The following is a 15026-nucleotide window of genomic DNA, read 5'->3' as shown; positions in this document are numbered from 1 at the left end:
TATAATTTATATTTTACATAACTAAATTTAGTAGATTTTTATACTCACAATTTAGAACGATTGAAAACTTAAAAATTTCTTATCAGATATCTACAACTTAATTAGGTATCTACTACTTAATTAAATATCTACCACTTAATTAAATATCTACCACTTAATTAAATATCTACCACTTAATTAAATATCTACCACTTAATTAAATATCTATCACTTAATTAAATATCTACCACTTAAAGTGTAGAACCTCTTTCAATCAATTCAGGTTTTAACATTTCAACGACTGACTCTGGATTTTCTTCATTTAATAAGGACTTAAGTATGTTAATTGTTTTTTCAATCAACAAATCTAGTGGCTGTCTAATCGTCGTTAAATTATAACTCTTCCATGAAGCCATTTGAATATCATCATATCCTATCACTGATAAATCCTCTGGCACCCTCAACTTGTACTCAAACCTTGCAGCATCCATTACACCAATAGCTATCAAGTCACTTGTGCAAAAAATTGCTGTTGGAGGATTTGATAATGCTAACATTCTCTTACCTGCTTCATATCCAGAATCATAATCATAGTTTGCAGATTCTTCTTTAAGATTATGAATCCCACTTTGTCTTAACTTAGAATAAAATCCAATTTTCTTTTCCATTTCTTCACTTGTTTCTCTCGTAAATTGAATATATCCTATATTCTTATGACCTTTCTTAAGCAGATATTCAGCAGCCATTCCCCCACCTTCAATTGGGTCTACATAGACTGTACTTATTTTTATACCAGGTATAAAACGATTAAAAAGAATCACAGGAATATTGTTTTCTTCACAAGTCTCAGCCATCACCTTATTCATGGCCGAAGCTGTAATAATCACAGCTTCTACTTGAAACTGAATTACTTTTGAAATTATACTATCTATACTTTGTTGTCTAGGAACTTTAAAAACGAGACACTGTTTACCTATCTCTTGAATTTTTTCTACAAATAAATTGATAATTCTATTGTAAAATGGACCTAGACTATCACCAACTATCAATCCTATAACATTAGTTTTTCCACTAATCATTCCCCGTGCTACCAAATTAGGAACATATCCTATTTCGTTTGCTACACGAAAAATTCTTTCTCTTACTTCAGGTTTTACGCCCTTTCCATTTGCACTACCAAATGCTCTTGAAACAGATGATTGAGATACTCCTGCCAATCTTGCAACATCTTTTGAGGTAGCCGATTTATTATAATGAACTTTCTTTTGATTCATTTAGTATTTCTCCTTAAATATCTAGTATTTCTTCTTAAAATTGTATCAAAAATAATATAATATATTGGATAATAAAAAAAGCTAATACAATTAGTTCTTGTTTACCTAAAGAAAATGGCACTATAGATACTCCATCTACTTTATCCATTCCTTGAGAAATAAGGTGATTTCTCATACCAAATGCAGTGTATTTTTTAATATCATCTGCATTATGATTTTTCTTTAAAATGACACTAAAAATATATCCAAATATCAATGTTATTGTAGCACCTATTGCTGGATTCCACAACCAACTCACATTATATTTATTAGAAATAAAAAATCCTAAAACTAACCCTACAATAAAACCAATAGATACTCCTTTATCATTAGCTTTATATGTAAACATTGCTAGTACAAATGCACCTGTAGCTGGTCCAGCAAAGTATGAGATATAGTTACCAACAAGGTCAAGAATTGATTTGATGCTTCCTCCAAATCCCATAATAATAAAACCTGTCATAACAACTCCTATAACTACAGTTATAATCATTGTAACTTTTAATGATGATTCTTTGTTATCTTTTTTGAAATAAAACTCATAAATATCCTTCGTAAAAACAGTTGTCATACTGTTTAATATAGAGTCGATACTAGACATTGCTGCTGCAAACACACCTGCAATAATAATTCCAATGGCTCCTACTGGAAGTTCATTTAAAATAAAAGTAATCATTATTTCATTTGAAGTTTCAAATGTCCTTCCCCCATAAAAAACAAATAAAATTACTCCTACCAATAGCATAAAGTAGTAAACTAAATTCATAACAAATGCACTAACTACAAAAGAATTTTTTGCACATTTTAAAGATTTAGATGTTAAAACTCTTTGTACTTGAGATTGGTCAAAACAAAAGTATCTTATCCACATTACAGTTCCACCAATTAAAGTAGCCCAAAAAGTATTTGTCACTGAAATATCCCTACTGAAATCAAATGTATTTAATTTTCCACTCTGTTGTGCAATTTGTAATGTATCAAAGAAACTTAGATTCATTCCTTTTAAGGCTACAATAATTACTATAAATACAGCACTTATTACTACTATCATTTGAATACTATCAGTCCATATAACTGCCTTAATCCCACCTAATAGAGTATATATAATTGATACAAGTACAACTATTGGGACTAAAGCATAAAGTGACCAGCCAGTAATCATTTGAATAATAAGCACTGGAATATATACCATAGAACTAGCTTGAATCAATGAATTAATAAAAAATTGAATAATAGTTAATCCTCTTGAATAATTTCCTAAACGAAGTCCCATATATTCATATATAGAGGTTATTTTTAATTTATAGATAACTGGGGTGGTAATGCTCAGTGCAAAAAATATTGCTAAAGGTACTGTAATATTAACCATTACTGGATACATTCCATCTACATATGCCCATCCAGGACCACCTATAAAGCCATTTGCACTAATCATAGTAGCTGCAACTGATAAAGCAATTGGAATCCATGGCATTGACCTACCTGCCAAGAAATAATCTTCTTGATTTTTATTATCTTTTCCTGAATAATAACCAATAACTAACATTAATAGCAAATATCCTATTATAATACATACATCAATTGATGAAATCATAAGCCACCCCTTTCTAAGTAACAAAATAAATTCCTAGTATTTTATTTTTTATTATTTAACGTCTCTGGTAAGAATAACCATACAATAGCACCTGCTACAAAGACTGCGATTGATATGTAAAAGATAGTCATCATACCTAAAGTACCAGAAGCTGTACCAGCTATAGCAGGTATTGCAAACGTAGATATAATCCTTCCTCCATTAAATGACATACCAGATGACAACGAACGATATTTACTTGGGAACAACTCTGTGTAGTATGCTCCCCATGCTCCAGAATATCCAACAGCAACACCTAGTAATACTGATATCATATAGAATGTTGTTGTATTATCTCCACCTAATTTTGTATATATAAAAACAAACACTGCTGCTAATGCCATACCTATAAAAGGTATTTTTCTTCCAAATTTATCTGCAATTGAACCCCAGAATAAATATCCTACTAATTGACCAATTCCTTGTAAACTATATATAGACCCAGCCACTGCTGCTGACATTCCTATTCCTGTCACTAGGTATGTAGTTGCATTATTTGAAAATGCTGAATATGCTGTAAAATTTGCACCTGATAAAAGAATCGTTCCCAATCCAATCCATAAGTATTTTCCCTTATACATACTTATATAGCTAATCTTTTCACCAGTTTCTTTTCCCTTTTTAACTAATTCCTTTGTATACTCCAAATCATCTGGCACAAAGAAGATTGCTAAGATAGCTCCAACTATAGGTGGTATAATCGCAGTATACATCAATATTTGCCAATTTGCATCACCTAAAACGCCATATACTTTCCCACCAAAAATCATTGCTAATGAAAATAAAGCAGTTAATATAGCAGCTAACTTACCACGATATTTACTTGGAAACATATCTGCAACTAAAGGCATAGCTGTTCCAAATACGCCTCCCAACACTACTCCTGTACACAAACGTGCTATTTTCCATAACATAATATTTGTAGGAGATAACATTGGTATAAATGTTGTCAATCCAATCAGTAAAGCAACGCTAATTAAAGTCCTCTTCTTCCCAATTTTTGTAGAAATCACCCCAAAAATAAATGTACCTGGAATTGTACCAAAAGACATAACTGCAAATATTTCTTCTGTTTGTTTTAATGAAAAACCAAATCCCCCATCTGCTAAAGCATAAATCATTGTTGGTTTAATAAAAGTACCCACCATAAAATTGTAGCAATAAAAAAAGTATATTAAAGCAATTGAAAAAAATGCAATTCCTCTTTTTAGGTTTGAATAGTCTTTTCCTAATATGATATCATTTTCTATTTCAACCGTTGTTTTCATATTTTTATAATTCCCCCTTTTAAATTTAGTCATAATTTTGCTAAAAGTTTAAACATCTATTTTTCATATACATTCCCCACTTAAATTTTATAAAGCAATACTTCCCTATATATTTCAAAACTATTTATACTCTAAACAGCTTTATTCTTCTACTCCCATATACATTTGTTTTAATACATCCATACCATCAAAAGTTATCCACTCCTCCTTTACTTTACCTTGTAGTATATGATAATGATTGATTCCCATTACTTCTATATGCTTTCCAGAAGGCTGTCCAAAAAATCCTATACCTTCATTTATTCCACGTAATCTCCATCTTACAGATACATCATAACCTTCATTTTTTTCTCTTTGATTACAAGTTACTCTTTCCACTTCATAACTTCCATTTGGAATTGATGCAAGTAAACTTACAATCATTCCTTGAATCTCATCATAGCCATTTAAATCTTTATCACATATAAAATGTACTACTGCATTATCATGATAGTATTTTTTAACTTCATTTATATACTTATAATTATAAATGCGGCTTGTCATTTCAAGCATCATTTCGCCAACAGAATCATCTTTTGCTTGATACTTAGTTGGCATAAATTGACCATCCATAGATTCACAGATACCATAAGTTGATTGTAAACTAAGCACTTTAGATTCACTTGCCTTTGCCATACCCTTTGCTACTTCCTGAGGGTTTAATCCTAATTGAGTAACAATCCATAAATTATCTCTAACCAACCATTCTTCGTGGATTCTATTGTTAGTTGTGGCACAATCAATTACAGTTCTAAAGTTTATTTTTCTACCTGTTGCTGGTCCAAAATTACTATCACCTAAGTTAGTTGCTGTAGACAAAACACGGTGAGAAGATAAAAAACCATCAGCACCAAAGTTAGACCATATTACATTTTGACCAATTAATCTTCTATCAGGAAACGCATGTAATGTTTGAAGAGTATTGGAAATAACATCTTTAATACCAACTAAATTTGAAGAGCCACAATGCATTGTAACATTATTGTGATATGTATCATAAATAACACCTATACCTTTTTCTTCCCAGATATTATGTGTAATCTTCATAATATAATCTACAAAATCTCTATACTTAGAATCAAATCCAGGTATTTCCTGTTCCCTTTTTGTCTGTTTTGAAAAATCATTGTAATCCATTACTCCAACAGGCGTTACTTCTAATGAATCTCCATAGTAAATTTTTGTAGATGACATATTATCTTCCCCCTTAAATATAACTTTTTTATTTTTTTTAGTAAGAGTATTTGTATTTAATTTATCTGTATCCACTGTATCTATGTTAACTTTATTTATGTCGGATTTATTTGTGTTTGTTTTATCTATATTCCCTTTATCTATATTTCCTTTATATGTGTTCGTTTTATTCTCATTTGTTTGATTTTCATTTATATTACTAAAATTAGTTTGATTCATTTTAGCTTTGTTTTCTTTAACCGTACATGATTCAAGCCCACTTGTAGAAACTTCTTTTTCTTCCTCTTTACTTGTTGCATTATTTTTGTTGGTAGATGCCACTTTATATCCCCCTTTGTTTTAGAATACGTATGCATAACTAAGCATTAAAAATACTTTTAGTTCTCTCAAGAATATCAAGCCCTTGTTGTTTCAACCAATAAGGAATATCAATTAACACCCAGTTTTCTTGAAGTTTATCGCCCTTACGATAATAAACATCAACAACTTGCATATCTGCTTTAACCTCTCCACCTGGTAATCCTAAAAAACCTCCACATGGTACATTAGTCAGATTAGGCCATCCAAAGAAACAAGCAAAATTACCTTCTGCAAATCTACATACATGCCCATTAAAAGTCTTTCCTTTTAAATTATTTCTAAATGGTAGCTGGTGTTGCTCTTGATATCTAGGTATAGTATAAGAAGCACCAATTCCACCTGGACCATACCAAATCATATCTTTAGCCCAAGATTTTTCAAGTATTTCTGGTGGGCATCCCATAGCACCACTTTCATTTAATTCAGATAAATCATCTACCATTTTATTTACTAGTGCTAAAGTTTTTACTCCTTCAACTTCATCTGCATCTTCAAAAAGTAATCCATTATGGTCAATTGGCCCTGGATATACAAAATATGAACCTGTTTGTGGTGGCAATGGATTAACTCCTGCTTGAATCATAAACCCAATTATATCTACAAATAATCCAGTTTTAGCAATTTTACCATCTTGAACACAGTTAAATTCTGCATATCTTAAACTAATCATTTTGCGAGTATGTTTAATGCCAAGCCAATCCTTATCAAAAAGTCCCATAAAATGCCCCATACTCATTACCCATTCACTATTGTCAATCTCATTTGTTCCTGCAATGAAAATATCTTGTCGTCTTTGCATATTACTCAATGATTTTTTTAAAGGCTTCCAAAATACATCTGCTACATTTTCAGTGCCTTCTTGTTCACGAAATGGATACACACCTTTCCAGTTATAATCTGATTTCATATGTTGCTTTAAGACATTTTCAACCTCATCCCCAGTAGCATTTTCTAATGCTTCAAAATAATTTCTTACAACTTTTTTTGAATCCTGATATTTTCCCATAATTATCTCCTCCCAGATTTATTTAAGTTATAAATTAACTTTCTCATTTTATGCATACGATTTCCTTTTTAATGATTTTTTAGCTGTTTTGAGTTTATTTTATGAATACATATGCATTTTTCTAAATATTAACATATATCTAAAAAGTTGTAAAGAAAATGTTATCATAAAAATTTAATTTTTGACTTATATCTATTTAAAACAACAGAAAAGGTTTAAAACGTAATATTCTACTGGGTCTACCATACTTGCTCATAAGCTGTTCACTCACTACCTCACAATAACCAGAATCACACAATCTAAGTATAATCCTGTCCATAGTTCTAATACTTACACCACATATAGTAGCTAATTCCTTTGATGTAAATTCAGTTTTTCCACTATTTATTATTTTATTGAATACTTTATATACAGTATTAGCACTTAGCCCTGTCTCTGTAGCAATTTGATAAAAACGTTCATCAAAACTATTTTTCTCTTTGACAGTAGGATTTGGCTTTAGTGGTCCCATAATTTCTCCATTTTCAAAAACTACATATGCTGCATCATTTTTTTGACTTTGAGCCATCTTAATACTCTCATAAGCGTTAAATTTAGCTTCATTTGCTGTTTTTCCATAACCAATTCCTATATAAGTGTTTATAACTGAAACTTCACGAATCATATCCAACAAATAAATATCTCTGTATTTCTTTGTTTCTAACTCAAGTATTTTTTTAGTTGTAAAAATCATAAATTCACTTCTACTCTGCTCTACCAAAACACCATCTATACGGCTATTGAAATGGTATAGTTTATCAAGAATCTTAATCCTTTGTGAAAGATAAGCGTACTCATCTTCCTTCATTAGTGAATATTCTGAAGGCATGTTCAGTTTAATAGCAAGAACAATAATCTGATTCTCATTGTTTTTCTTTGCAATATAACGCATCTGAATGTTTTTTATACTTTGCACCATTACGTCCTCAGAAGGCAAGGCTAAAACTACTGGAATATTATCTTTTTTCATTATATGATAGGCCTCTTCAAGACCTGTAATACAACAACATACATCATTATTTTGATAATTATATTTATGAAATTCAAGCACAAACTTTATATAGTCCTCTTCTAAATACTTTTGCTCTGCAAAAAACATATGTTCATCCTTAAATTCAACTCCAATTTCTTTATACAATCTCTTCATCATAGCCTTATCATAAGTACCTATACTAAGTCTACTAATATCGAATTTAAGCAAATATGTAATTTCAAGCAACACTCTGTACAATGTTGTTTCATGTCTAGGAATATAATCAGACAATACAAAATCTTTTTGTCTTTTTTCAAAAAATTTAAATGGCGACTTACCTGTAAAAAGAACTGCATCCACTCTACCTCTATATTTTTCCAATAAATCAGGTACTTCAATATATCTATCATATCTAAGAAAATCTGCTTCAATATTAGGAAAATTCTTTTTACTTACTGCTAGTATTTTATCGATTACCATACCTGGTCCTACATAAAGTATTTTCATTTCGTCTCTCCTTTCCTAATGATACTATTATCTCTTAAAACATTTTCTAAACCTACCATGACTAAAGGCACAGGACTCCTGATTCATAGAATTTTGAATAATCAATTATACCTAATATAAAAAGTTACTTTAAGTTTTTTAATTACGACTATCTGTTGAAACATTTTTGTATTTAAATTTTTGTATTTAAATCTTATTCATTAATATTAATTACATTTTACAATTAATATATTGTTTTTTCTACTTAAAGTTAAATTCTTTAGAAAACACAAGTAGAGTAATCTTTATTAATTTAACAAAAATAGCCTTCCTTAATATTCAAAGAAAGACTATTTTTATAAAAGTTCTTAATGTATTCTATTTTGCTATGCTAAGAGGATTTTTAATTACACGTCCAGCACATACATCAGTTTGCTTTCCTCCTGCCAATGCAATTTTACCATTCACCAACACATATTCCACTCCCACTGTATACTGTTTAGGATTACTATAAGTCGCTTTATCTTCTATTGTATCTGGGTCAAATACCACAATGTCAGCAAAATAATTTTCTTTAAGTAGACCCCTTTCTTTATAAATGCCTAAGCGTTTTGCTGAAAGATAAGTTATCTTTTTAACTGCTTCCTCAAAAGTCAACATACCTTTTTCTCTAACATAGTAAGAGAAAATTCGTCCAAAAGTACCAAATGCACGAGGATGAGGCTTTCCAAGAGAAAGTAAACCTTCTGTAGAAAGGTCCATACTATCAGAACCTATACATGACTTTGGATGGCAAACAACCTTATCTGTATCCTCTTGACCTTGTGTATGAACAACTACTTGAATTTTACTTTTTTCTTCAATCAAAAGCCTAAAGAACGTATCAAATGGATTTTCACCATTGATTTTGGCTACCTCCATTAAAGTTTTACCCTCTACATATTTATTTGCTTCAGTCATTACAGAGGCTAGTACAACACCGTTCCACCCACCTGCTAATTGGTAGAAACATTGCCATCCAGGAATCCCTTCCTCCAACTCTTTTATAATTCTGTCTCTATTTTCTTGTACTTCTAATCGTTTTACCATATTTTCTACACCGCCTTCAAAAGCCCAAGGAGGTAAAAGTGCACCCAAAGATGTCATTCCAGCTGTATATGGGTAACAATCAAAAGTTACTTCCAAACCATCTGCCTCAGCTTCATCTAGCTTTTTAAATACCTCATCAATAGTTCCAAAATTCTTATGACCCATAACTTTTAAATGAGAAACATGTAGAGGAACTCCTGCAGTCTTAGCTATATAAATTGCTTCATCAAGAGCTTCCATTTCTTCATCACCTTCATCTCTAATATGAGATATATAGTATCCATTGTATGGTATCAATTCCTTACATAATTCAGCCATTTCTTCTTTCTTTGTGTATGCTCCTGGTAAATAAACTAATCCTGATGAAAGAGCTACACATCCAGCTTCCATAGCTTTTCTAACTTCCAACTTCATATTTTTAAGTTGCTCTAAAGTAGCTGGTTCCTTTGAAAATCCCATTTCATTGATACGTACAGGTCCTTGTGCTACATAAGCTACAACATTGACTGCTGGAGAATTTTCAGTTAAGTAATCAAAGTATTCTTGCATTGTATTCCAATGAAGCTCTAATTTTGTTGGAATTGTACCAATTATCCTAGTTCCAAGATAATCAATTAACTCTTGCTTCTTCTCTTCTCTTATCGGAGCAACTCCTATACCACAGTTTGCAATAACATCTGTTGTTACACCTGTATGGATACGGCTTCTTGTGTATTTATCATACACAAGAGATAAATCAGAATGAGTATGGAAATCTATAAAACCAGGTGATACAAATTTTCCAGTTGCGTCTATAGTCTCTTTAGCCTCTTTTTGACTTAAATCTCCAATAGCCATGATTTTGTCTCCTACAATCCCTACATCACTTTTATATCTTGAATTTCCTGTACCATCAACGATTATTCCATTGACAATTTTAACATCAAACATGCTTTTTCTCCTTTCAAGACTTATTTATATTCATATTTCTTAATAAACAATCCTATTCTTTTTTCTCAACAAATAATTCTAGTCTTTCTCCTTAATAAGCAATCCTATTCTTTTGTTTTATTGTTATCAATTACAAAGAAGACCCTTGTGATAAGTATCCCACCTAACACAATAAACAATGTTAATAATCCACCTGGTATACCAATTTTTTCACCAAAGTACATAATTGCTAACGCTACAGCAATCGTACATCCACCAGCTCGAATATCCTTACGTGCAATATCAACATAAATTGCTCCAAATAATGCTGGAAGTATATAATTAAATGAATTAGTAACAAATTCAGGTAACAAAGGAATTACTTTATAGCCTACAATGGTAAAAATGGTAATCATAGAAGCTGATACAAAGATTGAACAACATGTACCAATTGTTCCAACAACTTCACCCTCATGAGTTCCTGCTTCTACACCTGCAATTTTCTGTGCCATTGATGCTGCAGGCATACGTATATCTCCAACAGAACCTGCAAGCCAACCTATATAAGAACCTGGAGCTCCTAGTGTAGGATAATAAGCTATAGGTTGAACAATCCAACTAACCCCATAAGTCGCAGCGACTAACCCCCAAATTTGAAATATAACAGAAAGCATTGGCATCTGACCAAAGCGAATACCTACATAGATAGCGGGAATAAAGTTTGCAATAATTGCAAGACCTATAGAAATTCTCCCTATTTTTATCATCTTTTTATCATACATAATTATCACCTCTTATCCGTTTTAATCACGATAATATAATCTGTGTACCAAACATACCAATTAACATGGCAATACCTAAGGATAATTCTTGTAATCGTTGATTCTTTTTAAATAAAGTTGTCAATACTAGCATAACTATAGCTGAAATAATTGCTGGTGTAAGTTTTGGTATTTCAAATGTTTTTATTTGATTTGAAAGAAGGTAAGCAAATAATCCAACTGTAGCTCCTGCAAGTAGTTTTTTAACCCAAGTAGGATTATACTTCATGTTCATCTTTTCAACAATTCCACGCATTCTATGACCCAAAATAAATACAACAAATAGCCAACCTAAGTTATTTAAAGCCATCCCCCATAGTGCATACGAAAAAGCTTCTGCTCCAAATGCAGCACTACCTACTTCTACCCCAGATAAATTGGATGTAAGAGATATTACTCCAAGCTCTGTTCTAGCTGCTCCGACATCACAGAGCCTCATCCAAGTCGTAGGAGCGCCAATCACAGCTACCAGTGATAATAATGTAATAACAGGAGATAGAGAAGGTCCAATGGCTGTAACACTAGCTGAGCGAATTGCTGCTTTAATTCCTTTCCTTTCAATACCAAGATTTGAAGCCTCTTTTAGTGCCTCTTTCATAAATACGATTGCTTGAACAACTGAAATAATTACTAAAAAACTAGAAACAATCCAAAGACCTGGGCTATTAATCATTTCTTGAAACTTCATACTTTATTCCTCCTTAAAATAAATTTTTCAGCATTTTATTGTGAGCTTTCTTTCTGTAATCTTGTTATGTTTTTATATTGTTTTAATTTATTTTATCTAAGATATAGTATCTTTAATAGGAGATTATCTGTCTTAAAGTCTCACTAAAAACATTAATACTTAAATATTTTATTCATAATTAGTAAATATCAGAAAATTCACATATTATTTTTTTAACCTGTAATTAACTTATAAGGTCTTTTATTATTTTGACATTTCAATATAAAACTTTTAATCAAAAAACTTTATTATTTTAAAAAAAATTATTATTTTTATAATTTATATTTTTTAAGTTTATTTATGTTCATCTCTATCTAAAATAATGACATTTCTAACTCTTAATTCTCATTTAAGTTTCATTGTTTTTTCTTAAAAGCCTACTTTTAGTCAAGATACTGTTATCTTTACTCATTATTTAAAAAACTTATTTTAAATCTGTACATGAAGTAAATAATCCAAAAGCATTGTTATTCTAACTACTCAACATTAAATACTTACTATTTTCTAATTTACTCAATATAAACACTTACTATAAAACTAAATATATAAATGGCTTCTAAAGTTTAATATATCTACATGGCTTTATATATGAGGGGAAAATACTAGAAAAAAATATATTATAGAATATTTGTATAGAATAGGCAAAACTTTCAAACTTAAATTTATCAAATAATCATAAAAAAAGTGAACCATCTATAGTAAAATTTTATCTAATAAGTGAAAGGCAAAAAAGTAGCGCTACGATTTGCATAGAAGGGAAGGAACTTAGTTGGATAAAACTACATTTACAAACAATATACTTGAATCAGAACAGACTTTGTATCGAGTATCTAAGTCTATTCTAGGAAACGACCAAGACTGTGAAGATGCCATCAACAATGCTATTTTAAAAGCATATGAAAAGTTGGATTCTCTTAAGGAAGAACAATACTTTAAAACATGGCTGATTAGAATAGTCATAAATGAATGTAATTCATTAAGACGCAAACGATTAAAATCTCTATCATTTGAAGATGTCTTCAAAAACAAAAAAATTGATGAAAAAGATGACTATAGCGATTTGTATACTGCTATTCAAAGTCTACCTAAAAAAATTAAAATTCCAATAGTCCTTTACTATATTGAAGGTTATTCAGTAGATGAAGTTAAGGAAATATTAGATATACCTCAAGGAACTGTAAAAAGTAGATTATCAAGAGGAAGAAGATTATTAAAAACTAAATTAGAAAACACGGAGGTAATCATATGAATAAAAATATATTAAATAATTCGTTTCCAGAAGTTCCAGAAAGTTTTCATAATAGTTTAAGCAAAACACTAAATAGTTTACCAGAAAGAGAGGAAAATTATAAAATGATTAATAATAAAACACACAAATTACCATTTAGAAAAGGCTTAGTTGCAACTTTAGCCATTACTTTGATATTGAGCACAACAGCCCTTGCAGTAGGACATATATATAGTTTAGTTGGAAAATCAAGTACTAAGGCTACCTATACATCTATCCCAACTACAGAACAAGTAAAAAAAGACTTTAACTTTACCCCTAATATAGTTTCTGAATTTAGTAATGGATATAAATTTAAAGGAGCATATACTGTAAATAAAAAAGCATTTGACAAAGAAAATAATGTTTTAGGAAAATCAAAAGCACTTAGTTTTGAATATAAAAATGGCAATGATGAAATATCTCTTGACACAGCAAATGATGTACTTGGGAAGAGTTCTGACAATCTAAAAGTTGTAGATACTTACAAAGATATTAATATTTCTTATGAAGCATTCGCACAAAAGTTTGTACCAGAAGGTTATAAAATGACAGAACAGGATAAAATTGATGAAAAATCAGGCAAATACACATTTAGTGTGGGGCCAAATAATGAATCAGACAAAGTTGAAGTTAATAAATTTAAGTTTTTGACATGGAAACAAGATGGAGTTTACTATTCTTTTACAGTTCAAGACTCAAATTTATCTATGAATGACTTAGTTAAAATGGCTCATGAAGTAATAGATGCAAAATAAACATAAGTAATAATAAGTTGTTTATGAGTTTATTATTTATGACTTTAATTTTTTTATTAGTAAACATGGTTGTATCTTCCATCTTTATATTTTCTTTAAATTTAATATATAAAATTTTAGATATTTAGCTACCTTCAAAAGAACCATTATTAAAAAGCCCTTAAAAATATTTCTTTTATATGGAATTTTAAGGGCTTTAACTTTATTTTATACAAGTGTATATGGAATTTTAAAGACTTTAACTTTATTTTATATAAGTGTAAGCTCCATTTGAATTACTTCTTCTTTTACAGGTCTATCATTCCATGTAAAACCACTAGATATTGTATTTACCTCTACAAACCCTAAAGATTTATAAACATGAATAGCTCTACTATTACTTTTAAATACATCAAGCTCAATTTTTTCATACCCATATTCTTTTGATAAATCAATAATTTGTTTTAAAAGACTACTTCCGATACCTTTTTCCCTATACTCTTTAAGAATACCCATGCCTAGATAACCAACTTTTTCAGTTTTAGGTAAAACGTCACACCAACCAATACAGTTATCTGATTCTAAATCAATTATAAACAGTTGTGGTAAGTTTTTATTTATAATATTTTTTATAAATTCAACTGTTTCTTCAAAAGGAAAGGCTTCATCCATAGCTAGATATTTCCTCTCTTTTGCTATTTTATCAAAAGTTTGCCAATACGAATAAATATACTTTTCTTCTGCCTTTATAAATTTTATGCCTTCTATCAACTTAACATTTCCCCTTTTTAATTTTTGATTGTAGTTAACTTATTTTATATGATTCTATTTTATAATGCTATATAAATTACTATATATTAGCTTAAAATATCTTTGTATATTTCTATAAAATTAAAACCAATATATCTATCTCTTGTATCTCTATTAAAATAATTTTTAATAGTATAATAAATATAGCTCTTTAATCTTTTGAGTATATATACTTAATCATTTTGAAATTTGATTTAAAGTATAATAAAATATATAAAAAAATATATAAAATGGTACTATAAAATTTTTAGTCTTCATCAATACCTTTTTTGCTTTCATTGTTAAAGCTATTTTTTCTATTAGTTTATTTCTTATAAAACAAACATTTAGTATTAAAATATATATCACACAATAGTATTTGCAATTTAACTTTAAA

Annotated in this window: 12 protein-coding genes; 2 read left to right on the top strand and 10 right to left on the bottom strand. The window is 29.8% G+C overall.

The window, feature by feature from the left end; all coding sequences use genetic code 11:
* Positions 1-230: 230 nt before the first annotated feature.
* From CDIF1296T_RS04285 to CDIF1296T_RS04245, 9 genes are all read right to left on the bottom strand, one after another.
* The gene (locus CDIF1296T_RS04285; protein ID WP_003429728.1) at positions 231-1253 is read right to left on the bottom strand and encodes a LacI family DNA-binding transcriptional regulator; all 1023 of its coding nucleotides are present in this window, start codon (positions 1251-1253) and stop codon (positions 231-233) included.
* 34 nt (positions 1254-1287) lie between these two features.
* Positions 1288-2886, bottom strand: coding sequence for a sodium:solute symporter family protein (locus CDIF1296T_RS04280; protein WP_003439138.1), 1599 nt, complete (start codon positions 2884-2886; stop codon positions 1288-1290).
* Between the two features lie 41 nt (positions 2887-2927).
* Positions 2928-4193 carry an MFS transporter gene (locus tag CDIF1296T_RS04275; protein WP_009895721.1) on the bottom strand — a complete coding sequence of 422 codons (1266 nt, stop codon included), beginning with the start codon at positions 4191-4193 and terminating at the stop codon, positions 2928-2930.
* Between the two features lie 141 nt (positions 4194-4334).
* Positions 4335-5747 (bottom strand): ester cyclase, encoded by a 1413-nt coding sequence (locus CDIF1296T_RS04270; protein ID WP_018112562.1) that lies wholly within the window; start codon positions 5745-5747, stop codon positions 4335-4337.
* A 37-nt stretch (positions 5748-5784) separates the two neighbouring features.
* Positions 5785-6792, bottom strand: a complete 1008-nt coding sequence (locus tag CDIF1296T_RS04265) for a nuclear transport factor 2 family protein (protein WP_009895717.1) — start codon at positions 6790-6792, stop codon at positions 5785-5787.
* Positions 6793-6988: 196 nt separating this feature from the next.
* Positions 6989-8311: a hypothetical protein gene (locus CDIF1296T_RS04260; RefSeq protein WP_009895715.1), complete on the bottom strand. Its 1323-nt coding sequence runs from the start codon at positions 8309-8311 to the stop codon at positions 6989-6991.
* 357 nt (positions 8312-8668) lie between these two features.
* Positions 8669-10309: an N-acyl-D-amino-acid deacylase family protein gene (locus CDIF1296T_RS04255; RefSeq protein WP_003439153.1), complete on the bottom strand. Its 1641-nt coding sequence runs from the start codon at positions 10307-10309 to the stop codon at positions 8669-8671.
* A 104-nt stretch (positions 10310-10413) separates the two neighbouring features.
* The gene (locus tag CDIF1296T_RS04250; RefSeq protein WP_003426890.1) at positions 10414-11070 is read right to left on the bottom strand and encodes a hypothetical protein; all 657 of its coding nucleotides are present in this window, start codon (positions 11068-11070) and stop codon (positions 10414-10416) included.
* Between the two features lie 25 nt (positions 11071-11095).
* Positions 11096-11797: a DUF5058 family protein gene (locus CDIF1296T_RS04245; protein ID WP_009895712.1), complete on the bottom strand. Its 702-nt coding sequence runs from the start codon at positions 11795-11797 to the stop codon at positions 11096-11098.
* 808 nt (positions 11798-12605) lie between these two features.
* On the opposite strand from CDIF1296T_RS04245, the gene CDIF1296T_RS04240 reads away from it, so the two are divergent.
* Positions 12606-13085, top strand: a complete 480-nt coding sequence (locus CDIF1296T_RS04240) for an RNA polymerase sigma factor (protein ID WP_009895709.1) — start codon at positions 12606-12608, stop codon at positions 13083-13085.
* Complete coding sequence (locus tag CDIF1296T_RS04235) at positions 13082-13861, top strand: hypothetical protein (RefSeq protein WP_009895707.1); 780 nt, start codon at positions 13082-13084, stop codon at positions 13859-13861. The genes CDIF1296T_RS04240 and CDIF1296T_RS04235 overlap by 4 nt, the downstream gene beginning before the upstream one ends.
* A gap of 249 nt (positions 13862-14110) precedes the next feature.
* Here CDIF1296T_RS04235 and CDIF1296T_RS04230 read toward each other — a convergent pair whose 3' ends face one another.
* Positions 14111-14611 carry a GNAT family N-acetyltransferase gene (locus CDIF1296T_RS04230; protein ID WP_009895705.1) on the bottom strand — a complete coding sequence of 167 codons (501 nt, stop codon included), beginning with the start codon at positions 14609-14611 and terminating at the stop codon, positions 14111-14113.
* Positions 14612-15026 lie beyond the last annotated feature (415 nt).

Source organism: Clostridioides difficile ATCC 9689 = DSM 1296 (assembly GCF_001077535.1).
Taxonomy (GTDB): Bacteria; Bacillota; Clostridia; order Peptostreptococcales; family Peptostreptococcaceae; genus Clostridioides; species Clostridioides difficile.
The sequence above is the reverse complement of the archived record's forward strand: the minus strand, read 5'-3'. Positions and strand labels throughout refer to the sequence as shown.

Excerpts from the sequence above, each read along its gene's own strand:
- CDIF1296T_RS04285 (WP_003429728.1), bottom strand. The coding sequence starts at position 1,253 with ATGAATCAAAAGAAAGTTCATTATAATAAATCGGCTACCTCAAAAGAT.
- CDIF1296T_RS04280 (WP_003439138.1), bottom strand. The coding sequence starts at position 2,886 with ATGATTTCATCAATTGATGTATGTATTATAATAGGATATTTGCTATTA.
- CDIF1296T_RS04275 (WP_009895721.1), bottom strand. The coding sequence starts at position 4,193 with ATGAAAACAACGGTTGAAATAGAAAATGATATCATATTAGGAAAAGAC.
- CDIF1296T_RS04265 (WP_009895717.1), bottom strand. The coding sequence starts at position 6,792 with ATGGGAAAATATCAGGATTCAAAAAAAGTTGTAAGAAATTATTTTGAA.
- CDIF1296T_RS04260 (WP_009895715.1), bottom strand. The coding sequence starts at position 8,311 with ATGAAAATACTTTATGTAGGACCAGGTATGGTAATCGATAAAATACTA.
- CDIF1296T_RS04255 (WP_003439153.1), bottom strand. The coding sequence starts at position 10,309 with ATGTTTGATGTTAAAATTGTCAATGGAATAATCGTTGATGGTACAGGA.
- CDIF1296T_RS04250 (WP_003426890.1), bottom strand. The coding sequence starts at position 11,070 with ATGTATGATAAAAAGATGATAAAAATAGGGAGAATTTCTATAGGTCTT.
- CDIF1296T_RS04245 (WP_009895712.1), bottom strand. The coding sequence starts at position 11,797 with ATGAAGTTTCAAGAAATGATTAATAGCCCAGGTCTTTGGATTGTTTCT.
- CDIF1296T_RS04235 (WP_009895707.1), top strand. The coding sequence starts at position 13,082 with ATGAATAAAAATATATTAAATAATTCGTTTCCAGAAGTTCCAGAAAGT.